24 protein-coding genes are annotated in these 24,406 nt (G+C 53.8%); 11 read left to right on the top strand and 13 right to left on the bottom strand.

What is annotated here, in order from left to right:
• Positions 1 to 3: 3 nt before the first annotated feature.
• Together A3L14_RS01055 and A3L14_RS01050 are read right to left on the bottom strand one after the other, a co-directional pair.
• Positions 4 to 396: a hypothetical protein gene (locus tag A3L14_RS01055; protein WP_055429900.1), complete on the bottom strand. Its 393-nt coding sequence runs from the start codon at positions 394 to 396 to the stop codon at positions 4 to 6.
• On the bottom strand, positions 393 to 1,370 hold the full coding sequence (locus tag A3L14_RS01050) for a hypothetical protein (RefSeq protein WP_143597796.1): 978 nt from the start codon (positions 1,368 to 1,370) through the stop codon (positions 393 to 395). Before A3L14_RS01050 ends, A3L14_RS01055 begins: the two co-directional genes overlap by 4 nt.
• A 365-nt stretch (positions 1,371 to 1,735) precedes the next feature.
• Here A3L14_RS01050 and A3L14_RS01045 point away from each other — a divergent pair, with 365 nt between their 5' ends.
• The 3 genes from A3L14_RS01045 to thpR all read left to right on the top strand — a co-directional run bounded on the left by A3L14_RS01045 (position 1,736) and on the right by thpR (position 3,137).
• Positions 1,736 to 2,197: a phosphoribosyltransferase gene (locus A3L14_RS01045; RefSeq protein ID WP_055429902.1), complete on the top strand. Its 462-nt coding sequence runs from the start codon at positions 1,736 to 1,738 to the stop codon at positions 2,195 to 2,197.
• Positions 2,198 to 2,363: 166 nt separating this feature from the next.
• Entirely contained in the window at positions 2,364 to 2,525 is a 162-nt protein-coding gene (locus A3L14_RS11625) for a hypothetical protein (protein WP_157628444.1), read from the top strand.
• Between the two features lie 57 nt (positions 2,526 to 2,582).
• Positions 2,583 to 3,137: an RNA 2',3'-cyclic phosphodiesterase gene (gene thpR / locus A3L14_RS01040; protein ID WP_074631336.1), complete on the top strand. Its 555-nt coding sequence runs from the start codon at positions 2,583 to 2,585 to the stop codon at positions 3,135 to 3,137.
• On the opposite strand, the gene A3L14_RS01035 is transcribed toward thpR, so the two are convergent.
• On the bottom strand, positions 3,101 to 4,420 hold the full coding sequence (locus A3L14_RS01035) for an ATP-binding protein (RefSeq protein ID WP_055429903.1): 1,320 nt from the start codon (positions 4,418 to 4,420) through the stop codon (positions 3,101 to 3,103). The genes thpR and A3L14_RS01035 overlap by 37 nt on opposite strands.
• A 73-nt stretch (positions 4,421 to 4,493) precedes the next feature.
• Here A3L14_RS01035 and cca point away from each other — a divergent pair, with 73 nt between their 5' ends.
• Entirely contained in the window at positions 4,494 to 5,861 is a 1,368-nt protein-coding gene (gene cca / locus A3L14_RS01030; RefSeq protein ID WP_055429904.1) for a CCA tRNA nucleotidyltransferase, read from the top strand.
• Here the strand turns inward: cca and A3L14_RS11620 are convergent.
• Entirely contained in the window at positions 5,784 to 6,008 is a 225-nt protein-coding gene (locus A3L14_RS11620) for a hypothetical protein (RefSeq protein WP_143597797.1), read from the bottom strand. The genes cca and A3L14_RS11620 overlap by 78 nt on opposite strands.
• 104 nt (positions 6,009 to 6,112) lie before the next feature.
• Positions 6,113 to 7,849 (bottom strand): hypothetical protein, encoded by a 1,737-nt coding sequence (locus A3L14_RS01025; protein WP_055429905.1) that lies wholly within the window; start codon positions 7,847 to 7,849, stop codon positions 6,113 to 6,115.
• Positions 7,850 to 7,973: 124 nt separating this feature from the next.
• Between A3L14_RS01025 and A3L14_RS01020 the strand changes: the two genes are divergently transcribed.
• Positions 7,974 to 8,282 carry a hypothetical protein gene (locus A3L14_RS01020; RefSeq protein ID WP_055429906.1) on the top strand — a complete coding sequence of 103 codons (309 nt, stop codon included), beginning with the start codon at positions 7,974 to 7,976 and terminating at the stop codon, positions 8,280 to 8,282.
• On the opposite strand, the gene A3L14_RS01015 is transcribed toward A3L14_RS01020, so the two are convergent.
• Genes A3L14_RS01015 through A3L14_RS01005 form a run of 3 tightly spaced genes read right to left on the bottom strand, consistent with a single transcriptional unit; the run spans position 8,283 to position 10,925 of the window.
• Positions 8,283 to 8,504: a MoaD/ThiS family protein gene (locus tag A3L14_RS01015; RefSeq protein WP_055429907.1), complete on the bottom strand. Its 222-nt coding sequence runs from the start codon at positions 8,502 to 8,504 to the stop codon at positions 8,283 to 8,285.
• Positions 8,505 to 8,524: 20 nt separating this feature from the next.
• Positions 8,525 to 10,393 (bottom strand): aldehyde ferredoxin oxidoreductase family protein, encoded by a 1,869-nt coding sequence (locus tag A3L14_RS01010; protein WP_074631337.1) that lies wholly within the window; start codon positions 10,391 to 10,393, stop codon positions 8,525 to 8,527.
• A gap of 4 nt (positions 10,394 to 10,397) precedes the next feature.
• Positions 10,398 to 10,925 (bottom strand): 4Fe-4S dicluster domain-containing protein, encoded by a 528-nt coding sequence (locus A3L14_RS01005; RefSeq protein ID WP_055429908.1) that lies wholly within the window; start codon positions 10,923 to 10,925, stop codon positions 10,398 to 10,400.
• 126 nt (positions 10,926 to 11,051) lie between these two features.
• Between A3L14_RS01005 and A3L14_RS01000 the strand changes: the two genes are divergently transcribed.
• The 3 genes from A3L14_RS01000 to ileS all read left to right on the top strand — a co-directional run bounded on the left by A3L14_RS01000 (position 11,052) and on the right by ileS (position 15,808).
• Positions 11,052 to 11,882 (top strand): DMT family transporter, encoded by an 831-nt coding sequence (locus A3L14_RS01000; RefSeq protein WP_055429909.1) that lies wholly within the window; start codon positions 11,052 to 11,054, stop codon positions 11,880 to 11,882.
• 110 nt (positions 11,883 to 11,992) lie between these two features.
• Positions 11,993 to 12,358: a hypothetical protein gene (locus tag A3L14_RS00995; RefSeq protein ID WP_055429910.1), complete on the top strand. Its 366-nt coding sequence runs from the start codon at positions 11,993 to 11,995 to the stop codon at positions 12,356 to 12,358.
• Between the two features lie 252 nt (positions 12,359 to 12,610).
• Positions 12,611 to 15,808, top strand: coding sequence for an isoleucine--tRNA ligase (ileS, locus tag A3L14_RS00990; RefSeq protein ID WP_055429911.1), 3,198 nt, complete (start codon positions 12,611 to 12,613; stop codon positions 15,806 to 15,808).
• 69 nt (positions 15,809 to 15,877) lie between these two features.
• Here the strand turns inward: ileS and A3L14_RS11780 are convergent, their stop codons facing one another.
• The 3 genes from A3L14_RS11780 to A3L14_RS00980 form a co-directional block, all read right to left on the bottom strand.
• Positions 15,878 to 16,021 (bottom strand): hypothetical protein, encoded by a 144-nt coding sequence (locus A3L14_RS11780; RefSeq protein ID WP_162840168.1) that lies wholly within the window; start codon positions 16,019 to 16,021, stop codon positions 15,878 to 15,880.
• 24 nt (positions 16,022 to 16,045) lie between these two features.
• A complete protein-coding gene (locus tag A3L14_RS00985; protein WP_232473369.1) occupies positions 16,046 to 16,804 on the bottom strand; it encodes a hypothetical protein in 759 nt (252 codons plus the stop codon).
• A gap of 156 nt (positions 16,805 to 16,960) precedes the next feature.
• A complete protein-coding gene (locus A3L14_RS00980; RefSeq protein ID WP_055429912.1) occupies positions 16,961 to 18,046 on the bottom strand; it encodes a radical SAM protein in 1,086 nt (361 codons plus the stop codon).
• A gap of 73 nt (positions 18,047 to 18,119) precedes the next feature.
• Here A3L14_RS00980 and A3L14_RS00975 point away from each other — a divergent pair, with 73 nt between their 5' ends.
• Positions 18,120 to 18,482 carry a ribonuclease P protein component 2 gene (locus A3L14_RS00975; protein WP_055429913.1) on the top strand — a complete coding sequence of 121 codons (363 nt, stop codon included), beginning with the start codon at positions 18,120 to 18,122 and terminating at the stop codon, positions 18,480 to 18,482.
• Here A3L14_RS00975 and A3L14_RS00970 read toward each other — a convergent pair.
• Together A3L14_RS00970 and trmBL1 are read right to left on the bottom strand one after the other, a co-directional pair.
• The gene (locus tag A3L14_RS00970) at positions 18,479 to 19,828 is read right to left on the bottom strand and encodes a glycogen synthase (RefSeq protein WP_055429914.1); all 1,350 of its coding nucleotides are present in this window, start codon (positions 19,826 to 19,828) and stop codon (positions 18,479 to 18,481) included. The two genes, A3L14_RS00975 and A3L14_RS00970, sit on opposite strands and share 4 nt — an antisense overlap.
• Before the next feature lie 56 nt (positions 19,829 to 19,884).
• The gene (gene trmBL1 / locus A3L14_RS00965; protein WP_055429915.1) at positions 19,885 to 20,907 is read right to left on the bottom strand and encodes an HTH-type sugar sensing transcriptional regulator TrmBL1; all 1,023 of its coding nucleotides are present in this window, start codon (positions 20,905 to 20,907) and stop codon (positions 19,885 to 19,887) included.
• A gap of 72 nt (positions 20,908 to 20,979) precedes the next feature.
• On the opposite strand from trmBL1, the gene A3L14_RS00960 reads away from it, so the two are divergent.
• The gene (locus tag A3L14_RS00960; RefSeq protein WP_055429916.1) at positions 20,980 to 22,926 is read left to right on the top strand and encodes an alpha amylase N-terminal ig-like domain-containing protein; all 1,947 of its coding nucleotides are present in this window, start codon (positions 20,980 to 20,982) and stop codon (positions 22,924 to 22,926) included.
• A gap of 123 nt (positions 22,927 to 23,049) precedes the next feature.
• Positions 23,050 to 24,405: an extracellular solute-binding protein gene (locus A3L14_RS00955; protein ID WP_055429917.1), complete on the top strand. Its 1,356-nt coding sequence runs from the start codon at positions 23,050 to 23,052 to the stop codon at positions 24,403 to 24,405.
• Position 24,406: the final 1 nt, after the last annotated feature.

Raw genomic sequence — 24,406 nt, 5'->3', positions numbered from 1 at the left:
CTCTCAGCTTTTATACCCCATTTCTTCGAGGCGTATCCTGTAAGTCCTGTGAAAGAAGAAGACCGTCATAATGACAATTAGGGGCAGAGCATACCGAAAAGGCACAGGAAGGAAGGCCACCAGGGCCACGGAGAGTATGTAATACGCCATAGTCCTCTTGCTACGACGGTACTTCTCGGCGATTTTCCTCTCCCTCGGGTTCCGCATCAGGGCAAAGTATATTACCAGTGGAAAACTTGCCCCATATATAAAACTCCGGAGCCCTTCCCAGCTAAAACCCGGGAACCTTTCCGAAAGAGGGGTTGCAATCACGTAGATGGCGAACACAATGGGTATGAAGAGATAAATAAAGAGAAACTCTGCCCAAAACTCACTCAGGACTTCCCTCATGCTCATTTATTAATCCCCCCGACACTCAACGCTCCTGGAGGCCAGTAGTCAGGTAATGAAATATACGCACTCGCAGGATCAGCAGCCCACATTCCATCCCTGACAATACCAAAGTTTTCTAGTGCCCATGAGACCGCCAGATCTACAGCAAATTCTACTACTTTCGAAGTTATTGTCCCCACTATTGGATCCCTTAATATTACTGCGGTAGCCCCATCAGCTATTAAGCCTGCTACATCAGTAGTAACATCTTCTAGCCACTTATTTCCGAAGGTGTGTACGTAGGTCACATAGGTAGTGATTGCACCACCCCTCCCGAGCAGATACTCTGTATTTATATCGTACATAACTTGAATAACCCCACGTTTGATCTGGTCACCAACTTTAAAAGTCAAATGGTGTTCAAGAACACCACTGTTCCAGTCAAAGTCTGGATCGTCCACAACCTTTACAACATCATGGTTTCCAAACGCGCTACCAGACTCTAACTGGCCACCCCACACATCTACTGGTTTCACAAGAAGGTTTTCACTAGTCTTCCCAACCACAGTCGTTATTGATATGACATCCATGTCCCCACTGTCAGCCAGATCTTCAGTCAAATCCCATTCCCAGTAATAGTCAATAAACAAAGTAGCATATTGTTGCTGAATAAGATATTCTATAGTCAAAGTAAGGTCACTTTGCGAAACCCATGTGTCAGGATGAGGTAAGCCCTTACCAAATTTTTGAGACTTTACTGAAGAAATTCCTCTCGATACAGGAATACTGAAAGTCTTTTTGATTTCTCCAAGTTTAACAATTCCATATTTCTCTAACAGCATGTCTGCTTCCCTCGTCCGTTCTTGTGCTTTTAGCGCTACATATTCCTTCATAACTTGCTTTAAAATATCCCTTGTAATCTCTGGTCCATATCCTTGCATACCCGATGCCTCAACGGGTAGGGCACTAATACCAAACACTAGCAGTACTAATATCATGCTACCCAGGATCTGATGTTTCATATAGACCATCCTCCCAACATTTTCATTACATTTGTTGATGATCCAATATATAAGTTTTTCTATTTACTAGAAGTAATTCTTTTTCCTTTTTTTTTTCAGTAGTGTTTCTTTCTAATTATGATTTATCTAAGACTTTGGGACAAAAGGAAGATGAGTAAGCTTATGAATAGATTAACACAACTATACATTAATTCAAAACATGTTCTCAGATATCACCAAAAATTAATTTTAACATTTTCCTGCCAACGGAGGCTTTTTAAGCCGAGGACTTTAACTTCTACCCATCACCCGAAAGCCTTAAGTTGTGAGGGTCAAAACTCACGCTATTCGGAGGTGTTGAGATGGACAAGGTTTACCTCACGTGGTGGCAGGTGGACAGGGCGATATTCGCGCTTGCCGATAAGTTGAGGGAGTATAAACCCGATGTCATAGTCGGCATAGCGAGGGGCGGGCTCATCCCGGCCGTGAGGCTCAGCCACATCCTCGGTGACTTAGAGGTCAAGGTAATAGACGTAAAGTTCTACAAGGACATCGAGGAAAGGATGGAGAAGCCTGTCATAACCATCCCCCTCCACGGCTCCCTGGAGGGCAAGAAGGTCGTTATAGTGGACGACGTCAGCGACACGGGAAAGACCCTCGAAGTCGTCATCGATGAGGTCAAGAAGGCCGGGGCGAGCGAGGTTAAGGTGGCCTGCCTCAGCATGAAGCCATGGACGAAAGTAATTCCGGACTTCTACGTTTTCAGAACGGACAAGTGGATAGTCTTCCCCTGGGAGGAGTTCCCGGTTGTGGTGAGGGAGTGAGGTTTTCTTCTCTCTTCCCACACTTTCCGTTGCATCACTATGCAACTCTTTTACTTTAGCAGATGGAAAGATTTATAAGGGCGAATTTGTTAGAAAGTATTGCAACCCACCCAAGCAAGTGTTAGGAGATCCTATCATAATTATGGCATAACTAAGGGGTGAGAAAATGAACTACAGGAAAATTCTAGATTTCCTAATCTTTCTTTATATTTTAGCAATATTTCTCCTGAAGCACACAAAGTCAAAACGTTTGGAAGGACTGCCACTGGATACCATGTGGGAAATCGGAGTAATAGCGTTCATCCTGATGTGGTTTCTAGGGTGGTGAAGGTTAAGAAATTCGAAACCCCTTTAACCCCTCCCCCCAACTTTTCTCGGTGGTGTTATGAGGGCGTTCATAGCCATCGAGGTTAGCGATAGCGTTAGGGACAACCTCCTTAAGGCCCAGGAGAGAATAGGGAGCAAGTCAGCAAAGATAAAGTTCGTCGAGCGCGAGAACTTCCACCTAACGCTCAAGTTCCTGGGGGAGATTGACAAGGCAACGGCAGAAGAGGTCAAGAAGGCTTTAGCAGAGATAGCTAAAAAACATAAGAAGCACCGCGTTCGCGTTAAGGGTATAGGCGTCTTCCCGAACCCGAACTACGTCCGCGTAATCTGGGCAGGAATAGAGAACGACGAGGACATAAAGGCGATAGCGGCCGATGTGGAGAAGGAGATGCGCCGCCTGGGCTTCAAAAAGGACAAGGACTTCGTGGCGCACATAACCATAGGCAGGGTGAAGTTCGTGCGCGATAAGGTTGAGCTGGCGATGGCGCTCAAAGACCTTGCCAATGAAGACTTCGGCGAGTTCGATGTCGAGGCCATAGAGCTGAAGAAGAGCACGCTGACTCCAAAGGGCCCAATCTATGAGACCGTTGCGAGGTTCGAGCTGGCCGGGTGAAGCTGAAATAAAAAGAGTGGAACCGGGATTATCGCGAGGTTGTTTTCTTCAAGGAACTCAAGCTTGTCCTTTGAAAGGAGTATCTTTTCCTTTATCCCAACCCTTGGAAAGTCCGAAGACTTAACTCTGTTCCTCCACTTAACCTCAACTCCAAAGCCGGCAGTTATAAAGTCCACCTCCCTGGAACCGCTGAAAAAGTAGGTGGGATACAGGCGTTTCAGATGTTCGCCAACAACCCCCTCAATTATCCTATCGGTCTCGGGCCCCTTCCCAAAGAGCCTCCTAAAGGTTTGAACGAGTAGGGGGTCGGCAAAGTAGAATTTACGCTCCTTTCGAAACATGGGGACGAGCTCATGTAGTTTGACCTGAAAGTAGTTCCGCCCAATGAACAGCTCCTCAAAGAGTTCGAGATAATCCCTCACTGTAACATGAGAGCCTATCTCAAGCTCCTTAGCGAGGGAGTTCAAGGTTATCCCCTCACCATAGCGGCGGAGGAGGCCCAGTATTATTGAGAGTGCTATTCTCTCGCTTCTTCCGAGCCTGACAACGTCGAGAACCGTGGCGTTGTATATCATCTCATATGTTTCCGAGGTTATCCTGCCTTCCAGGAGTTCGTAGATTGACCTGGGATAGCCCCCTGAGGAGAGGTAAAAGTCAAGTGCCCCGCTCAGAACTTCGAGGTAGGGATAGAGCTCAAGGGCGTTTTCGTAGAACTCCCTGCCCGTCTTTGGAAGTCCGTGGGGAAGTTTGAGGTCCTTCAGTTTTGGCTCAAAGAGAATAGAAACCGTCCTAAAGTCCAGTGGAAGGAACTCCTCGACTTTTACCTTCCTCCCGGGAAAGCTCTCCTTCCTTATCCCGGCGGAAGTTGAGCCCGTAACCTGGAGTATCATCTTTGATGAAAGGGGAGAATCTAAGAGAAACTTAACCGACCGCTCCCAGCCCTCAACGAAAGTGACTTCATCGAGAAAAACGTAAGCCGTTCCCTTCACACTCCGGAGAAACGACTTAACAACCGAAACTATCTCACGATAGTCCCGCAGGAGATCGCACGAGAAGTAAAAGATGTTTCTCGGGCTGACTCCCGATTCTAGGAGGTTCGCTATAGAGAGCTTCATGTATGTGGTCTTGCCGACTTGCCTCGGGCCGATCAGGATTTTGTTGAGCGGCTCGAAACGATAGCCAATCCTCAGTTTTCTGGAGAGAGCTTTCCTAACCCGTTCGTCCTCGTATATCGCATCGGGGTCAGCCCACCAGGGGTTTTGTAAGACGGCCAGATCCTCCATCTCACATCATTGACAGCTTGGTAACAAAAGATATATAAATATTTTGATAGCTAAGTATCAACAGGTGCAGAGTATGGACACTGATGACATCATTGGGGAAGTTCTGACCAAAATCCGTCCAACCGAGGAGGAGAGGGCCTTCGTGGAAAGCCTGATGATGGAACTGAAGGCCATAGCAGAGGAAACCATAGAAAGCCTGGGCCTCGACGTTAAGCCCTACTTCGTCGGCTCGCTCGCCAAGGACACCTACCTGGCCGGAGACCACGACGTTGACCTCTTCCTGGCTTTCTCTCCCGACATCCCCCTCGAAGAGCTCCGGGAAAAAGGTCTGGAACTCGGCAAAGCCATCTCGGAGAAGCTCGACTCCTACGAAATCGCCTACGCGGAACATCCTTACGTGAGGGCGCGCTATAGGGGGGTTAAGGTTGACCTCGTTCCCTGCTACGACGTGAAGAGCTGGAGGGACGTGAGAACAGCCGTGGACCGCTCGATACTCCACAACCGCTGGGTTCTCGAAAACCTTGGGGACAGGAACGATGAAGTGAGGCTCCTCAAGCGCTTTCTGAAGGGGATAAACGCCTACGGGAGCGAGATATACATCAGGGGCTTCTCCGGGTATCTCGCGGAGATCCTCGTTATCAAATACGGCTCCTTCTTGGACGTCCTCAAAAACGCCGACTTCATGCTGAGGCAGAAGATAATCGACCCCGGTAACTGGCTCAAGCGGGAGTATGAGCTAGCCATGAAAACGGTCAGACGCGAGGCAGAAGCAGACAGGCCCCTGATAGTCATAGACCCCGTTGACCCGAGGCGTAATGTTGCCGCCAATCTGGGCTGGGAGCGCTATGGCTTTTTCTACTTCAAGGCCCATCAGTTCCTGGAAACCCCCTCAAGGGAGTTCTTCTTCCCAGAGAATAGGAAAAGCGGGAGCTATCTCGGGGAGCTGAGGAGGAAGGGAACCCACCTCGTGACGCTGGCCTTCGATGCTCCCAACCTTGTCGAGGACGTCCTCCTTCCACAGCTGGAGAGAACAGCCAGGGGCTTTGAAAAGGCCCTCCCGCGGGAAGGCTTCAGCGTCCTCGGCTGGAACGTTGGGCATAGCGGCAACAAAGCATTCATAATGCTGGAAGTGGACCGCAGGGAAAGGGAGAGGGTAATGATAAAGCCCGGCCCGGAGTTCTTCACGGAGAGAGGCTGGGACTTCTACCGGAAGAACGAGCGGGTGTGGATTAGAGGGAAGAGGCTCTTCGCGGAAAAGAGGGTGAAGGAAGACATCGCCGAGGTCATCGTTGAGCTCATTGAGAAGAACCAGGTCGCCATGGGGAAGAACGTGAGGGAGGCCATCAGGAGCGCGGAGATTCTGCTAGACTACGTTCCGAAGGAGCTGGGGGACGAGGCCTATCTCTTCCTGAGCAGAGAGAAGTGGAACCTGAAGGGCTAGCAGAAAAGCCTTCTTTCCAATTCCGTTCTTTTTGACGTCTTCAAGTATGCGCTTGAGCCTAAGGTATTCCTTCCCTCCAAGTTTAATAAGCAGGTGCTCCCAGGAGAACTCTCCATCGCCTGGATTACTCCGGTGTTTCTTGTCCACTCCCTCCACCTCCCCACGATGACGGCGCTACCAATATAGCACCAACACTTTTAAGTGTTAATCTAACAAAATTAGGAAACCTAACGCAAGGATAGAACGAATTTTTATAACCTGTGCTCACACCATTCCCCCTTTTCCCAGTGCCCGTGAACCTCTCCCGGTATGTGGCCCGTGTCCGCTACGGCCCAGCTGAGGTTGTAGGGTTCGATTAGACTCCTGAGTTCACCCTTCAGATCGCGCTTTCCAACGTAAAGAGCAGCTCTCGTCACGACGTTGTAAGCACTGTTGGGCACCTCCGGACTGAGCGCATCGAGCCATGCCCTCTCATCCGTCTCCCAGCCCTCCAGAGAAGGCATCGCTCCAAGGTTCCAGAGGTGGTAGAGACCCTCGAAGTTGAGGAGTTTTAGGCATGCCCCCACGAAGAGGCTCCGGAGCTCGTTCCCATCGAAGTACTCCATAAGCTCGATGAGAGCCTTGGCCATGACCGAGACGTTGCCGAAGGCGACGCGCGTGTCCAGGTTCTCCCAGAAGCGCGGGCAGGAGTGGTTGGCAAGGAGCATGAGGTAGTAAACCCTGCCAAGCTTTAAAGCGTCCCCCTCGCCGTTGGCCGGCTCAAGGGCGTAATCGGGGGAGGTTTCCATATCAAAGTGGTCATAGTAGTCCCTGAAGAAAATCCTCGCGTATCTGATTAAGAACTCCTCAGCATTTGAGGGCCCCACGCCGAGGTCTTCGAGGCCCTTCAGAACGCCGAACCTCACCGTCCTGTTCAGCTCCTCAAACAGCCTCGTGAAGGCGACCTTCCAGAGCTGGGAAATCTTCCTGCCGTTCACCTCCCTTGCGAAGACCTTTCCGTCGGCTCGTCTATAGCCAAGCCATCTGGAGTCGCTCGTCTTGCCGTCGGTGCTCAGGTCAAAGTAGTCGCTCCAGGCAGAGTAGTCCTTAACCTTCATCTCAAAGGAGCACTCGCCGTCGAGGCGCCTGTATTCCCCGGAGAGCTTCCTCCCCACGAACTCCATCGCCGAGACCCTCTCGACGCTGTTCGCCTCAAGCCCTTCCATCCATGCGGTGAAGCGGTCGAGCTGTGCCGGATTGCCGAGAAGGCTCTCAAGGTCGCTGGCGGTGAAGATTAGATAGGGGACGCCGAGGTTCTCCTTGTGGTCGTCGCGGTGGGATAGGGTGGCCGAGACCAGGCCGGGAACGTCGAGGGTGTTGAAGGCAAAGGCGTCGCTTATGCCCCACTCCCTTCCGAAAATGAAGGAGTTGCCGTAGCGGTTGCAGGAATGCTTCGCCTGGGGGAAGTCGTAGAGGAGCTGCCTCTCATCGAGGAGAAAGACCAGCTTCTTGTCCGTTGAGGACTCGATGATCTCGGCGGTTCTTCTCGTTATCACGGCCTCGGGGAGCCAGTAGCCGATTACGGGCTTATCACTAATCAGCGGAGCGTAGAAGTCGAAGGAGACCCTCGCGAGGATTCTCTGCTCAAACTCATCGAGGTGTGGCACTATCGGGTGGAAAGGCGTCGTCGGAACGGCGTCGAACCTCCTGAGAAGTTCAACGGCGTCCTCGAAAGTGCTTTTGTGGTAGTTGAAGAGCATGAGGAAGGTGAAGGGCTCGATATCTATGCTTATTCCCTTCATGCGTGAGAGTGTATCAGCTATGTGCTCGTAGGAGTAGAGCATCGCCTGTGTCCAGTTCTCACCCCTAACTTCTTCCCCGCGGATTCTTATGGCAACGGGGCTCTTTCTTTCTTCGTACTCGATGGGTCTATCGCCTTTGCCATCTTTAACGTAAACTATGTCGCCTGGCTGGTAGGCGTGGAAGTGGTGGGCGTACTTCATCTCCATTGTCTCACCGAGAGTGATACATCGCCGGCACTTATTTGGGTTTCGGAAGAATTAAAGGACATTTTTACCCACACCTGCCCGATAGGTTAATAAACCTGTGCATTGAGATACCGGCGGTGAGATGATGGAGCGCGAATTCAGGAAGATTCTGGGCGAAGACCTGGCGAACTACCTCGAACTCATGAGGGCCAAGCTGGCCTTTGCCGAGGAGCTCTACGGGATAAAGATGAACTACGTGCCTCTCATAACCGATGGAGAGATAGTCGTCCTCGACAAGAACGACGGGAAGATCAAGTGGCTTAAAACGAAGAGGCCACTCACATTGGACGAGTTCAAATCGCTGGCAGACAAGATAAAGGAAAACCTAGAAAGCGGTTTCGTCGAGATGCTCTTAGCCATGAACATGTCCTGCATCCACGGGCCCGGGGAGTGATCAGCCTCCATAGACCACGGGGAGGATTTTAAGGACGTCGCCGTCTTTTAGGACGTGGCTTTCATCGACCTTTATCTCATTCACGAGTATGTGGTGCTCACTCGTGCTTATCCCGAGCTCCCTAAGCAGTTCCCCAACGGTCTTGCCCTCCTCAACTTCGAGCTCAAGTTTAGAGCCGTGCCTTAAGGCGTGCTCGCCGTAGAGAACCAGCCTCACCTTCATAGCCACCACCAAAAAGGAAATCAAAGGCCGAGGCGCTTCCTTATGCGCCTGACTTCGCGCTCTGCTTCCCCAAGGCCGAGCTCTTCCAGGACTTCCTCCCTCGGGATTCCATGCTCGTCGTAGCCAACCTCCTCGTAGTACTGCCTCACCTTAGCCATTATCTCCTCCCTGCTCGGCGCTTTGCCCTTGACCGGTCCGGTCGGGAGGGGCTCGTAGAACCTCGGCGGGTTGTCGTCGTCTTCTGGCCCCCAGTAAACATCCGGCCCACCGAGGAGGAGCAGAATCCTCTGGAGGTGGATTATCCTCAGGCCGGTCTCGTTGAACCACTTCTCAGGGGTTAAATCAAAGCCTGTAACCGCGTTTCCGAACTCTATGATCCTCTCGAAGCCCGGCCTCGTCGTGAACATGCAGATAACGGCCGAGTCGTAGAAGGCATTCACCAGCTCGCCCTCGTAGCTCCTCGCCGGCAAACCAGCGGTCGCCGTGTGGTCGCCGCCCTGAACTGAGACGGCGTAGCTTATGTCCCTCGTATAGTCGAGGTCGCTTCTTATTCCGTGGGCACCGACGCCGATGCCCTTGACGTGGACGGCGTACTTGAGGGCATCAACACCCTTCATCTCGGAAATCCTGAGAGCGGCCCTGTAGGTTCCCTCCGCTAAAACCTCCCCGATGCCCTTTCTTTCGACTATCAGCTCAAGTAACCTCGCGAAGGCCTTCTCATCACCCCACTCAAGCTTGAAGCCGATGTCCTCCTCCGTGAGGATCCCGCGCTGGTAAAGCTCCGCTGTAAAGCCGAGGACGTTGCCCGCGTTTATGCCGTCGAGACCAAGCTCATCGACGAGGTAGGAGAGGTAGACGACCTTCTCGGGCTCGAAGATGCCCAGGTTCGTGCCCATGTAGGCCATCAGCTCGTAGTCAGGCGCGTCCGTTATCGACCCCTTGTACTCGCCGCAGCGGAGGTAGGATATCTTCATGCAGTTGACAGGGCAACCGTAGTCGGCCCAGTACTTCTTGACCCAGGCCTTCAGCTCGAAGTTCACCACACTTATCCTCTCGTCGTCGTGGTACTCCTCCTGCCAGTTCCTGACCGGCTGGCTTGAGCGGTCTTTCCCTACGCTGTAGCCGCCGGCACCGGTTCCCCACTGGCGGAAGGTGGTGAGGGTTAAGAGCTCCCTCTGGAACTCACGGAGCATGGACTTAAACTTCTCTGGGTCGTGGACTTTTGGCAGGGCCTTGTTGCCCTTAACCAGAACCGCCTTGAGGTTCTTGCTCCCCATCACCGCACCGAAGCCGCCGTAGCCGGCAGCGTGCATAAGCTTGCTCATTATGGCGGCGAAGCGCACCTTCTTCTCTCCACCCCTTCCGATGTACATCATGGCGGGCTCCTTGGGAACGCCCTTCAGCTTGGCCTTCTTCCTGAGCTCGTCGTGGACTTCCTTGAGGAGGGTCTTGTGGAGCTCGACGCCGCCCATTCCCCAGTACTTTGAGGCGTCGCGTATCTCTACCTCGTCGTCGTTTATGAAGAGGTAAACAGGCTCCTTCGCCCTCCCGCGGATTATTATCCCGTCGTAACCGCTCGCTTTGAGCTCTATCCCCACCTCACTGCTCAGGACGCTGCCAACGATCCCGTTGCTCTCCGGTGATTTGGCTACCACAGACGTTTTTATTCCCGGGTAGTAGCCCGTCAGCGGGCCGGTGAGGATCAGCAGGAGGTTCTCCTCACCGAGGGGGTCTACCTTTTCCCACCTCTCTCCAAGCTCCCTCCACAGAAGGTACGTGCCGAGCCCCCTGCCGCCGTAGAAGCGGAGCATTTCTTCATCTAGTTCGACGGTTTTAACCTTTCCAGTGCTCAGATCAACGTCCAGAAGCTTTCCAGCGTAGCCGTACATGATATCACCCCAGGAACTCCTCACCGTAAAGCTTTCTCGCCAGTTCTACGCTTTTCTCAAACGGATCCTTCGCGAAGGTTCTGTAGACGGAGCGGTACTGGCCCTTCACGAGAACCAGAGCATCGTGCCCGGCCTCGTGGCAGACCTCGACGCACTTTGGACTTCCTCCGCAGAGGTCGCAGATTACCACGCTTCCCTTGCCCACCGGAATCCTCGGGACGTTGCCGGGACAGGCAAGGTAGCACGCGCCGCACTCGGTGCAGTTTTCTTCCTTGACGAGAACGGCACCCGTTGCCTCGTCCACGCTCAGCGCATCGAAGTTGCACGCCTTTACGCACGGGTAGTCGGGGCACTGGACGCATGTGTGGGGGACGTTGACTCCCGGAAGGAGCTCGTATATCCTTATACGCGATGCTTCCGGCCAGATTATGCCCTCGTGCTCCAGGGAGCAGGCAATTTCGCACAGCCTGCAGCCGCTGCACTTGTCAGGGGTTATCAGAATCCAGATCTTCTCCACCGCTTCATCACCCATCGGGAACACCTGATTCCATGGTTGAAACTTCATCTATATAACTCTTGTGAAACCAAGGTAAAAACGTGAAGATGTAAGTTTATACGAAGGGAAGGCCTTATAAACGAGGGCAGACTACAGACGGCGATGAACCGCTCCGAGCTCGTACTCCTCGGCATCACCGCAATATGGGGGTTTACCTTTCCGGCCATGAAGGTTAGCCTCGACTATTTGCCCCCGATACTCTTTTTGGCTTACCGTTTCGGCATAGCGTCGCTCCTCATGCTCTTCCTTTTCCGCTCGAAGGTTTTGAGGCGGGAGACTTTCAGGGAGGGCTTCATCCTCGGGCTGACACTCTTCTTCGGCCACGGCTTCCAGATAGTCGGGCTGAAGTACACGACCGCCTCCAACTCGGCCTTCATAACGTCGCTCTACGTCGTATTCACGCCGTTCATAGCGTATTTCATTCTCCGGGACAGGCTCAAACTCAGGGACATTCTCTCACTCGCAATAGCCCTAACCGGCCTCTACCTCATCTCCGGGGCGAGCCTGAACTTCAACTACGGTGACCTGCTTACAGTTCTCTGCGCCCTCAGCTTTGCCTTTCAGATAGTCCTCGTCCAGCGCTTTGGAGAGAAGGACTACCTCAGCTTAGCCTTCTGGCAGATAACCTGGAACTTTGTCTTTTCGCTGGCCTTCGCCCTCCTGTTTGAGCCCTTCATCGTTCCCATGGACCCGCTGCCCTGGGCGGGGGTGCTGTACACGTCAATCTTCGCCACTGTGATAGCCTTTACCCTCCAGGTGAAACACCAGAGGAACACGAAGGCCCACAAGGCGGCGCTGATTTACTCCGCCGAGCCGATATTCGGGCATATAGCGGCGTTCTTAACAATAGGAGAGATCCTAAGCGCCAAGGGCTACTTGGGCGCCGCCCTGATAATGACGGGGATATGGAACGAGGTCAGGAACCAAGATTAACACTGGAATCAATTGAAATCTTCCCCGTTCCTACCGGGATCTTTGATGGACGTTTAGAAACAAAAGGTTAATAAATTCTTGGGGAGAATTATTCTCCGGGGGTGGTGGCCATGGTGCACGCGTACATCAAGGAGAGGACCAAGGAGTTCTCGAAGGAGGACAAGGAGAAGCGCTATAAGTACCTCGGAAAGGAGGTCATAGACGTCAATGCTCCCGGCCTCGACAGCATCCCGGAGTTCTACGGGATAGCGAACGCCATCTGGCACGACTGGAAGGAGGGGAAGATAAGCACCAGGACCGCCCTCGGGAGGCTTGCACTTCTAAAGCTACTCACCTACAAGACCAAGAACAGGAAGATAGCCAACATCCCGGAAGAAGACCTTGAAGAGGTCAGGAAGTTCATAGACTACGTGAGACAGGTCATAAAGAACGAGAGCAGGAGGAAGGGCGAGCCCGAGGAAGAGCGTCAGGTTTAAATCATCCTCACCCTAAATTCAACCGGGCCCTCCCCCTCACGCCCCTGGGAGAAGTGACCTGGGGTCGGTCGGGGAGGGCACAACCCTATATTCTGCAGTTCTCCATCCAAAAACCTTATAAGGGAAGTTCCCAATTCTGCCCCGATGCCCATGAGGGGGGAGTGTTTTATCCTTCGCTTCGCCCGTTTCGCGGCTTGAGCCCCCCTGTTCTAGGGTAGTCCATCCTAAAGATCATTTCTGGAGGGTTTTGACATGATAAAGGAACCGGAGTTTAGGGAGTATAACCCAGGGAAGCTTGAGGAAAAGGTCGAGCGCTTTTGGAGGGAGAAGGGCACCTATGAGAAGGTTAAGGAAAGCAGGGCAAACGGCCCGAAGTACTACTTCCTCGACGGGCCGCCCTACGTCAGCGGTGCAATACACCTCGGAACGGCTTGGAACAAGATAATCAAGGACATGGTGATAAGGTTCAGGACCATGCAGGGCTACAACGTCCGCAGGCAGCCGGGCTTCGACATGCACGGCCTCCCGATAGAGGTCAAGGTCGAGCAGGCCCTCGGCCTCAAGACCAAGAAAGACATAGAGACAGAGATAGGCGTCGACAATTTCATACGGAAGTGTAAGGAGTTCGCCCTCAACAACCTCAAAATCATGACCGAGCAGTTCAAGATGCTTGGGGTATGGATGGACTGGGACAACCCCTACATGACAATAAAGAACGAGTACATAGAATCGGGCTGGTTCACGCTCAAGAGGGCCTGGGAAAAGGGCCTCCTTGAGAAGGACAAAAGGGTTTTACACTGGTGCCCGCGCTGTGAGACGGCCTTAGCTGAACACGAGGTCCGCGGCGAGTACAAGGTAAGGGAGGATCCGAGCATATACGTCAAGTTCCCTGTTGAGGGCAGGGAGAAGGAGTACCTCCTCATCTGGACGACTACCCCCTGGACGCTCCCGGCGAACTTAGCGGTTGCCGTTCACCCGGAGTATGACTACGCCAAGGTCAGGGTCGAGACCGAGAACGGAGAGGAGTACTGGATAATAGCGAAGGCCCTCGTTGAGAGGGTTCTGAGCGAGGTCGGCGTTAAGGGGGAGATAGTCGAGGAGTTCAGGGGTGAGAAGCTTGAGGGACTCCGCTACGTTCATGTGCTGATGGATGAGTACCCTGCACAGAAGGAGTTCCGCGAGAGGTACGAGTGGGCTCACAGGGTTATCCTCGGCGAGCACGTGACCCTCGGAGAAGGTACCGGCCTCGTCCATACTGCCCCAGGCCACGGTGAGGAGGACTTCGAGATAGGCAGGGAATACGGCCTGCCAGTTTACAGCCCGGTCGACGACGAGGGACGCTACACCGAGGGAAGGTGGAAGGGAACCTACGTTAAAGATGCAGACCCGGAGATAATAGAGCACCTCAAAGCCAAGGGCTACCTTGTGAAGGCCGGAACGATAGAGCACAAGTACCCGCACTGCTGGCGCTGCAAGACCCCGCTCATATTCCGCGCCACCGACCAGTGGTTCCTCAAGGTCAGCAGGGTGAAGGACAGGATAATCAAAGAGAACGACGATAAGGTGACCTGGTATCCGGACTGGGTCAAGGTGCGCTACGACAACGGCGTCATGAACTCGGGCGACTGGGTCATAAGCAGGCAGCGCTACTGGGGAATACCGCTACCGATATGGCAGAGCGAGGACGGCGATATACACGTCGTTGGCTCCTTCAAGGAGTTAGTTGAGTTAGCAGTTGCGATAGAGGTCAACGGCAAGAGGATAGAGCTTCCCGAGATCTATGAGGAGAAGCTCAAGCTTATAGAGGAGAAGCTCGGCCCGGAGGATTTACACAGGCCCTACGTCGATGCATTCATCATAAAGGTCAACGGCAAGGAGATGCGCCGCGTCAAGGACGTCGTTGACGTCTGGTTTGACAGCGGAATAGCGAGCTGGGCTTCGCTGGATTATCCGCGCAACAAGGAGCTTTTCGAGAAGCTCTGGCCGGCAGATTTCATAGTCGAGGGCGAGGACCAGGTCACCAAGTGGTTCTACTCCCAGCAGGCCGCCAGCGTTATAGCCTTTGACACAGTCCCATACAGGCACGTGGCGATGCACGGCTACGTCCTCGATGAGAAGGGCGACAAGATGAGCAAGAGCCTCGGCAACATCATACGGCCAGAGGAGGTCGTCCAGAGGGAGGGAAGGGATCCCTTCAGGTTCTACATGCTCTGGGCGACGAACCCGTGGGAGAACCTGCGCTTCAGCTGGAAAGGATTAGCACAGGTCAAGAGGATGCTCAACATACTCTGGAACGTGTATGTGCTGTCAGCGACCTACATGAGCCTCGACAGCTTTGACCCGACGAAGCTCAAGCAGGAGGAGCTTCCATTCCGCGAGGAAGATAAGTGGATACTCAGCAGGGTCAACGGGCTCATAGGCGACGTCACCGAGGGAATTGAGACCTTCAGGCTCACAAGGGCCACCAGGGCGATATACCACTTCGTCGTTGAGGACCTCAGCAGGTGGTACGTGAGGCTCATCAGGAAGCGCATGTGGGTCGAGGGCGATGACCCTGACAAGCTGGCGGCATACTACACCGTCTGGAAGGTCTTCGACGTCCTGCTGAGGCTCATGGCACCGTTTACCCCGTACATAGCCGAGGAGATATACCAGAACATGCTGAGGCCGTTCCTTGGCGTTGAGAGCGTCCACATGCTCGACTGGCCCAAGGCTGATGAGGGGGCAAGGGACGAGGAGCTTGAGCGCGAGATGGAGGCGGTAAGGAAGATGGTCGAGGCAGGCTCTTCGGCAAGGCAGAGGGCCAAGATAAAGCTCCGCTACCCGGTCAGGAGGATAATCATAGAGACGGAGGATGAAACCGTCGCCAAGGCAGTCGATAGGCTTAACAGAATCCTGCGCGACCAGCTCAACGCCAAGGAAGTTGTTGTAGGAAAGGTGGAGCGCGAGCTCGTCATAAAGCCCAACTTCGCCAAGGTTGGCCCTGAGTTCAAGGGCGACGCGAAGCTCGTAATAGCATGGATAGGCGAGCACGGCAGGGAGCTCTACGAGAGGGGCGAGATGGACGTCGAGATTGAAGGAAAGACCTTCCACCTCACGAGGGAGCACCTGAGCATAGAGGAGAAGCTGCCGGACTTCTTCGTTGCTGAGGACTTCGAGGGCGGAAGGGTCTTCGTGGACAAGACACTCACGAGGGAGCTCCTCGCTGAAGGTCTCGCCAGGGAGTTCGTGCGCAGGATACAGGAGATGAGGAAGAGGCTTGATTTGGACGTCAACGACAGAATCGTCGTAACCATAGAGACCACCGACGAGAACCGCGAGCTGCTCAGCGAGAACCTCAACTACGTGAAGAAGGAGACGAGGGCAACAGAGGTAATCTTCGGCGAGGCGAAGGGCTACGTGGTTGAGTGGCCAGAAGTCCAGGCGAAGATAGGGATTGAGAGGGTTTAGTCCCTCCCACTTTTCCATGAGTTTTATCTTTAGCCACTTCTTTCAGTCTTTATCAATTGTTACTGGGGTTCACTCATTCATCCACTCTTCAACTTCTTTCAGCATTTCCCTGAATCTCTCAACTTCTTCCTCACTCATAGTTCCAAATGCAATCATCAGAACATCAAGGTTGCCTTTCATCTCCCTCCTTGAAGTGGGCTCCTTGCCTGCCATGTTGAAACCTTGGCCTCCCACTACTTAACCTTTACCTCCCCCAAGAACAATCCTCCACGCAACCCACAGCTGGGCAACAACGATGAGCGTTAAGATCAAAGCAGCCAACTTTCTGCTTTTCTTTGGCCCGTAGAGGCCAGCAAGTCCAAAGAGCAAGTTTAACCCGGAAAGCTCAAGGAGAAATGTTACAAGTTCCGTTTTCCGCCCAAAGGCCATAAGCTCCCCTATAGGGTCACCACCGGATGAATAACCAGAGTGGAGCGCTATTAGCCTGACTGCAACCAGGACTGCCGTGTAAAAAAGGTTCTGTCTTATTGTTAGCTCAATCAAGAAACCTCTATTCGGTTCCTTCCCCTTGAATAACTCGTAGAGGGCAAAGGGAAGCCCCATAACCCAGATGACCATGGAAACGAGGAGAACGAAGAAGGCAAAGATTCTGGCGAATATAGCAACCCCGTTCAGGATTCCTTTCACCGGGTCTCCGGTCATCATCAGGGCGCTCGCGAATAGGCCCCAGAAGACAAATGTTTTTCCGATTATGTTAAAGATTTCCTTCGAAAGATAGAGCCTCCCGTGGGTCTTTTCGATTATCTCGGGCAGTCTTTTGATGTCCTCCCGCGAGTATCCGTAGCGTTCAAGGGCCTTTCCAACGAAATATAGGGCAGTCAAGAGAAAGGGAACCAGCAGAAGGAGAACCGCGAAAAGAGTTACGGCGTTGAGGTTCTTCCTCGTTTGGGAGGAGAGAGTCCACAGGGCGAACCAGAAGCCCGGAACGAGAACCACGGGATGAGGTAGTCCTTGAGGAAGACCCGCATGGCGGTTAATATCCTCCTGAGTAAATAAGCCTTTCGAAACCCTTGCAACTTATGCCCCCGTAAGTTACCTACGCCCCCAGAACCTGCAACTCAAAAGAGTAAACCACAAAGAAACGGGAATGAACTAAGGCAGCGGAACCCTCTCCACCTCAAGCCTGTCGAAGGTCGGGTACTCCTCAACGATGAAGAACCGCACGTCGCCTTCAATCGCCTCTGCCAGCTCGACGGCAACCTCTTCAGGCATCTCTATCCTTCCTTTCTCACGGTTGAGGTAGAGCCACTCCGCAGGAACCTCCGCCTCCTCAACGAGGAGCGTGTAGAGCTCGTCGAGGTCGTCGTATTCAGCAATCCCAAACCGGAGCGTCCCGTCCTCGGTTATCTCCATGTAGGGCCTAGCGACGTTCCCCGCCATCCTCCTCAGCCTGTTCTTGAGCTGGACGGCGTCCTTCAGCCTGGCAGTGCACAGGTGGTAGCTCAGCGATGTGTTCTCCTCACCCCACTCTAAGAGCTTCAGGCCCAGCTCAAGGGAGCCCTTTATGGCGGCGCTCTCGTCGCTTATCGGCCTGTACCCCCTGTCGAGGATCGCCCTAAGGTTCGTCTCGCTGAACTCAAGCTCGTTCACGTTGAGAAACTTCGCTCCGAGATTGTCGAGGAAGTCAGCGTACCACCTCATCCTCTCGAACTGCCCCGGGATCGAGGGTATCTCACCCCCCACGTCCCAGGCGAAGTCGAAGGCGTTGCGAATGTTCTCGATTTCGACCTTGAAGAGCCTTGAGTTCGGATTGAATAGGTCAGGGTGGAAGCGTATCTCGTCCAGGCCAGCGTCGTAGAGCTTTTCGAGGTTCTTTTTGGTGGCCAAGGCACCGGTGGTGTAGAGGTGGACGTGGAAGTCCTCGCCAAAGCGCTCCTTCAGGAGTTTTATGTACTCCACAGTTCTGTCGAGCCTCGTCAGCGGGTCGCCGCCGGTGACGCCAGCCCCCCTGGCCTCCATCAGAAGGGCTTCCTCACTGATGTCATCAAGGGTTTTTACGGGTCTCTCGTTGGCGTAGACGACGTCTCCCCTCCGCGTCTCGCTCAGCGGGCAGTAGAAGCAGTCCCTCGGGCAGGCCCCGGTCGTGAAGAGGACGAGCTTCTCACCCCTAACGCAGAGCTGACAGCCTTTGGGAAGCTCGCGAACGGCGTATGAAAAGTAAGGCGTCTCCCAGACCAACCAACTCACCTCGCTAACCCTACACGGGGCAAGGGATTTAAAAAGGTTGGCGGACAAAGTTGAGCAGATGCCTATGAGAGAGAAGCCGAAGTACCTGCCTCCCACGCTCAGGGACAAGCACCGCTACATAGCCTTTCAGGTAGTCGGGGAGAGGCCGTTTAAGAAGGAGGAGGTAAAGAGGGCCATATGGGACGCGAGCCTTTCCGCCCTCGGAACCCTAGGCTCCGCCAAAGCCAAGCCCTGGTTCATCAAGTTCGACGAGAAGAGCCAGACCGGAATCGTCCGGGTTGACAGGAAGCACGTGGAGGAGCTCCGCTTCGCCCTGGCGCTGGTCACCCATATAAACGGCTCAAGGGCCATTTTCAGGACGCTGGGAGTTTCCGGGACGATAAAAAGACTGAAAAAGAAATTTTTGGCGGAATACGGCTGGCGTTAGCGAAGGAAGGGGACGGCCTTGTCAACGGCGCCCTCGTAAACCCTCATGTATCTTCTGCAGGCGTTCTCCCACGTGAAGTCCTCCCTCGCCCTCCTCTTTCCGTTCTCACGGAGCTTTCTCAAGGTCTCTTCGTCCAGCTCTTTGGCAAACACCATCGCCCTGGCTAGGGCAAAGGCGTCCCTCGGGGGGACGAGGATCCCGGTGGCGTTCTGGCCGGAGTTGATGTCTATCACCGTGTCTTTTATACCCCCAACGGCACTGCCTATTGGTACTGCCCCAAGGCACATCGCCTCAAGCTGGACTAAACCGAAGGGCTCGAAGTACGACGGGATTATAACAAAGTCTACCGAGCCGTAGAGCTCTCTGACGGTCTCTCTGCTGAGGAGCTCGGTAATCACCCTGACGTTCTCGGGGAAGCGGTTCCCGACGGCTTTTGCCCAGCGCTCCAGTTCGGGGTCGCCCTTGCCGATTATGATGAACCTCATCTCCCTAAAGGCCGGATCAGCAGAGAGAACCTCTATAGCCCTTAGAAGGGTGTCAACGCCCTTCTGGGCCCTGTCAAAGCGCCCTATGAACATGAACGCCTTCCCATCGCTCAGGCCGAAGCGCTCCAGAACGAGCCTCCTCCGCTCCTCTCTGGGAATATCCTTCGTCTCCATGAGCTCCTCGTTCCAGAAGGAGCAGTCTATGCCGTTGAAGACGTGAGTAACCTTGCCCTCGAAGTGCCTGAAGAACCCCCATTCCTCCCACAGATAGCTCCTGCTGACGGTCGTTACGGCGTCCGCTATGTACCCGGCGGTGTGCTCGGGATCTATATCGGGGTATGGGGCGAGTTCAGGGAGGTTTGCATCGTGGAAGTAGTGGGCTGGAATTTTCGCCTTGTTGAGCCTGTGGACGGTGAAGACACTCCTTATACCGAAGTACTTCTTCAAAAGGCCGAGGGCAAAGACCGTGTGCCAGTCGTGGGCGTGGATCACGTCCGGCTTAAAGGTTTCAATAAGCCCGTTCATAAGCCCCACGCTGGCCTTACCAAAGAGCACGGTTTTTCGTAACAGGTTCTCCCAGTTCGGGCCGTAGACATCTCTCTCGCTGAGAAGCCCTCCACCGAAAGAGTAGACAGTAACGCCGTTCTGCTCCCTCATCCTGACGGTTATATGGACAGACCTCCCGAACGCCGAGACCTTAAAAGAACCGGCGGGTTCACCAAGGTTGCTACCGTGATCGGGGGTGAAGACGACGACCTCGTTTCCCAGTTTGGCGAGCCCCTCCGCTATGCTGGTTATCGCCTCTGCAAGGCCGCCCACCTTGACGGGCAGGTACTCAAAGCCTATGATCAGAATCCTCATCAACATCACCCCGGCTTCTATAAGAAAATTTAACGAATTGAAAAGAAAGAACGGCCTCACTCAAGTAGGATGAACTTCTCCCCCTCAACGTCCTCGAAGTAGCTGCCGATACCGCCGACCTTAAGCTCATTTCCGTTGTACTTGAACGTTATGTTCGCCGTTAGCGGGGTGTATTCGTAGTCAACTATGGTGCCATCGAGAGTTACCTTCTCTTTGGTGTCTATCATCCTGCCCACTATCTCAGCTTTTCTCGGCATTCCTGCCATTTTCAGTACCGTTATCAGTGTTCTTATGTTGACCAGGGAGAGCGGCTTGGGGAGGGACTCATAGTCAAGAGGCTTAATGATCTCACTGTTGTCGAGATATATGGTATAGAACCAGTGCATGTAGTTCTGGATTATCTTGGGGCTCTTTGCCCAGAAGGAATAGAACTTCTCGCGCCTCCTGTCCCTTGGAAGGGCACCGAAGAATAGGGCGTAGTTGAGGTCGCCGATTATCCAGCTGGCCATGAGCCAGGGGGCACCGCCGGTTCTGGCAAGTATTATGTTGTCCCTCTTCAGCCAGTCGGGTATCTCATCGAAGTTGCTTATAATGACGAAGACAATGTCCTTCCTCGCGCGTATCTCGCCCTTGAGGAGCTTGAGGAACTCGAAGGGCGTATTTATGAGAACTTCATGATTGGCGGTTCTTATGACGTATTCAGCGCGCTCGACGGTGTTGTCGAATCCCTGAATCGTCCAGATTTCGGGCAGGTCCTCCCCGTGAACCTCGCGGTAGAGGTCGAGAAAGGCCACCTTGAGGTTCTCAATGTCTTCTATGAAGTCCTCCTTTATCTTTTCAAGCACTACCTCCGGGTTGACCGGCTTGTATAGCCTTGGAGAACCGTGCATGACGTCAACAAAGCCCTTCCTGTGGAGGGAGCTCAGAACGTCGTAAACCCTCGTGTGGGGAATGCCGCTCTCCTTGGTTATGTCCGTGGCCTTGCTCGGGCCGAGCTTGAGAAGGGTTATGTAGGCAAGGCTCTCGTACTTGGTGAGGCCAAGCCTCTGGAGTTTCTCAATGATTTCCTCTTCCTTCATGCCGAGACCTCCAAACTTTTAAGTTTCACTCGCAATAGTTTATTCATCAGTAGTGATACTTGGGTGGGAAAGGTGTATAAAATTTTCGGGTTCAAGCCCGACTGGAGGTTCGGCAGGGTCGCGGAGGTGGAGTTCTCGATACCGAGAGGGGGGAGCTACGCGTACCTCGTGGGGAACTTCAACGCATTCAACGAAGGCAGCTTTCGAATGATGCAGAAAGGAAAAAGGTGGATCATAAGGCTGGAGCTCCCCGAGGGAACCTGGTACTACGGCTTCTCGGTGGACGGGGAGTTCCTGCCCGACCCGGAAAATCAGGAAAGGGAAACCTACAGAAGGCTATCGTACAAGTTCGAGAGGAAGGTCAGCGTGGCGAGGATAATTGGGAAGGGCGAGTTCTTCCACAGGCCGAGCGCCACATACCTCTACTCCTTCGCCGGGAGAACCCATGTGATTTTTCGCTCACTTAGGGGGAAGGTCTCAAGGGCAGTCCTAAGGGCCGGGAACAGGGAAATCGTGATGAGACCGAAGACCCACGATGACATCTTCGAGTACTTCGAGGCGGTTCTTCCCGGTAAGGGGTCAATTGAATACTCCTTCCTCGTAGAGTCCGAAGGGGAAACCATCGAATACGGCCCGTTTGATGCCGAACCCTACAGGTCAGAGACCCCCGAGTGGGTCTTTGGGAGGGTGTTCTACCAGATAATGCCCGACCGATTCGAGAAAGGCATGTCGGGAACACCCAGAGGTGAGGCACTCAGGAGCGAGGAGTTCCACAGAGGGGATCTGGCGGGGATAATGGAGAGGCTCGACCACATCGAAGGCCTCGGTGTAAACGCCCTCTACCTCACCCCGGTATTCGAGTCCATGACGTACCACCGCTACGATGTTACGGACTACTTCATGGTCGACAGAAAGCTCGGCGGAGGGGTGGTCTTCAGGGAGCTGGTGAGGGAACTCAAAAAGCGGGACATCAAGCTGATTCTCGACGGAGTTTTCCACCACACGAGCTTTTTCCACCCCTACTTCCAGGACGTGATTGGAAAAGGTGGGGAAAGTAAGTACCGGGAGTTTTACCGTATCACAGGATTCCCAGTCATCTCCCAAGAATTTCTAAACACTCTGAAATCGGAAGAACCATGGCCAAAGAAATACAGAAAGCTCAAAGAAATGGAATGGAACTACGAGAGCTTTTACTCAGTTTGGATGATGCCGAGACTGAACCACGATACCCCTGAGGTATGGCGGTTCATAACGGAAGTAATGAAGTACTGGCTTGAGAAGGGCGCCGACGGCTGGCGGCTCGATGTCGCCCACGGTGTCCCTCCAGAACTGTGGAGAGGGATAAGAAAAGCCATGCCGAGAAATGCGTACCTCGTCGGGGAGGTCATGGACGACGCGAGGCTCTGGCTCTTCGAAAAGTTCCACGGCACCATGAACTACCCCCTGTATGAGCTCATCCTGCGGTTCTTCGTCGAGGGGAGCATGGACGCGGGGGACTTCCTCAACGGGCTGGAGCTTCTGAGCGCCTACTACGGGCCGGCAGAGTACACAATGTACAACTTCCTCGACAACCACGACACAGAGCGCTTCATAGACCTCGTGGGCGACAAAAATAGATACCTCTGCGCGCTGGCGTTTCTGATGACCTACAAGGGAATTCCCTCGATTTTCTACGGCGACGAGGTCGGACTCAGGGGCACAAGGAGTAGCGGGCTGGACTCCGGCAGGACGCCCATGGTGTGGGACGAGAAACTTTGGGACTGGGAGATACTGAAAACAACAAAGGCGCTGATACGGCTCAGGAGGGCAAGCAGGGCGCTCCAGGTCGGGGAGTTCAGACCCATATCTTTCAAGGACGGGCTTCTTCTCTACGAGAGGGTTCATGGTAGTGAAAGCGTCTTCATCGGGATAAACTACTCCGGGGAGAGGAGAGCCGTCGAAGTGCCCGAAAGGTACATCCCCGAAGGAAGGGCGAAGGTGGAGCTGGCCCCCTGGTCTTTCCTCGTGCTCGAAGGATGAACCCACCTTTTCACCGGAGTCCCATAATGGTCATGCCACACAGGATTGAACAGGAAAGCGCAAGGTATATATATCACTGCCGATGATACTATATCACCCAAAATCTAGGCGGGTGATAAGGATATGAAGAAGGGATTGTTTGCCCTGCTTTTGGTTGGAGTTCTGGTTCTGAGCGTCGTGGCCAGCGGCTGTATAGGCGGCGGTGGAGAGACCACCACTTCTCCAAGTCCAACAACCAGCTCCCCCAGCCCAACGGAAACAACGTCCCCAAGCGAGACGGCAACCACACCAAGCGAAACAGCCACCACCCCTGCCACCACAACTACTCCAGAGACTGAGTGCGGCAGTGGAAAGGTTGTCATCTGGCACGCCATGCAGCCCAACGAGCTCCAGGTCTTCCAGAGCCTCGCCGAGGAGTACATGGCTATGTGCCCCGACGTCGAGATAGTCTTCGAGCAGAAGCCCAACCTCGAAGACGCCCTTAAGGCGGCAATTCCCGCCGGCCAGGGGCCGGACCTCTTCATCTGGGCCCACGACTGGATAGGGAAGTTCGCGGATGCAGGCCTTCTTGAGCCCATCGATGACCTCGTTACTGATGACATCCTCAACCAGTTCGCCCCCGCTGCACAGGAGGCAATCCAGTACAAGAGACACTTCTACGCCATGCCGTTTGCAGCTGAGACCGTCGCAATAATATACAACAAGGACATGGTGAGCGAGGCTCCAAAGACCTTTGACGAGATGAAGGCCATAATGGAGAAGTACAACGACCCGAACAACGAGAAGTACGGTATAGCGTATCCAGTTAACGCCTACTTCATCTCCGCCTGGGCCCAGGCCTTTGGAGGCTACTACTTCGACGACAAGACCGAGATGCCCGGCCTTGACAAGCCTGAGACTATTGAGGGCTTCCAGTTCTTCTTCCAGAACATCTGGCCTTACATGGCCCCGACCGCTGACTACAACACCCAGCAGAGCATCTTCCTTGAGAAGAGGGCCCCGATGATGGTCAACGGCCCGTGGAGCATAGCCAGTGTTAAGGACGCGGGCATCAACTTCGGCGTCGCTCCGCTTCCGCCCATAACCAAGGACGGCAAGGAGTACTGGCCCAGGCCCTACGGTGGCGTCAAGGACATCTACTTCGCGGCCGGAATCAAGAACAAGGACGCCGCCTGGAAGTTCGTCAAGTGGTTCACCACCAGCCCGGAGGTCATCAAGGAGCTCGCCCTCCAGCTCGGATACATCCCAGTTCTCACACCGGTTCTCAACGACCCAGACATCAAGAACGACCCGGTCATCTACGGCTTCGGACAGGCGGTTCAGCATATGTATCTCATGCCCAAGAGCGCAAAGATGGGAGCAGTGTGGGGCGGTGTTGACGGAGCCATCAACGAGATACTCCAGGACCCAGCCAACGCTGACATACCGGCCATACTCCAGAAGTACCAGCAGGAGATTCTTAACAACATCGGAGGCTGAA

This window comes from Thermococcus thioreducens (assembly GCF_002214545.1).
Lineage (GTDB): Archaea > Methanobacteriota_B > Thermococci > Thermococcales > Thermococcaceae > Thermococcus > Thermococcus thioreducens.
This window is presented reverse-complemented; position numbering and strand designations above follow the sequence as displayed.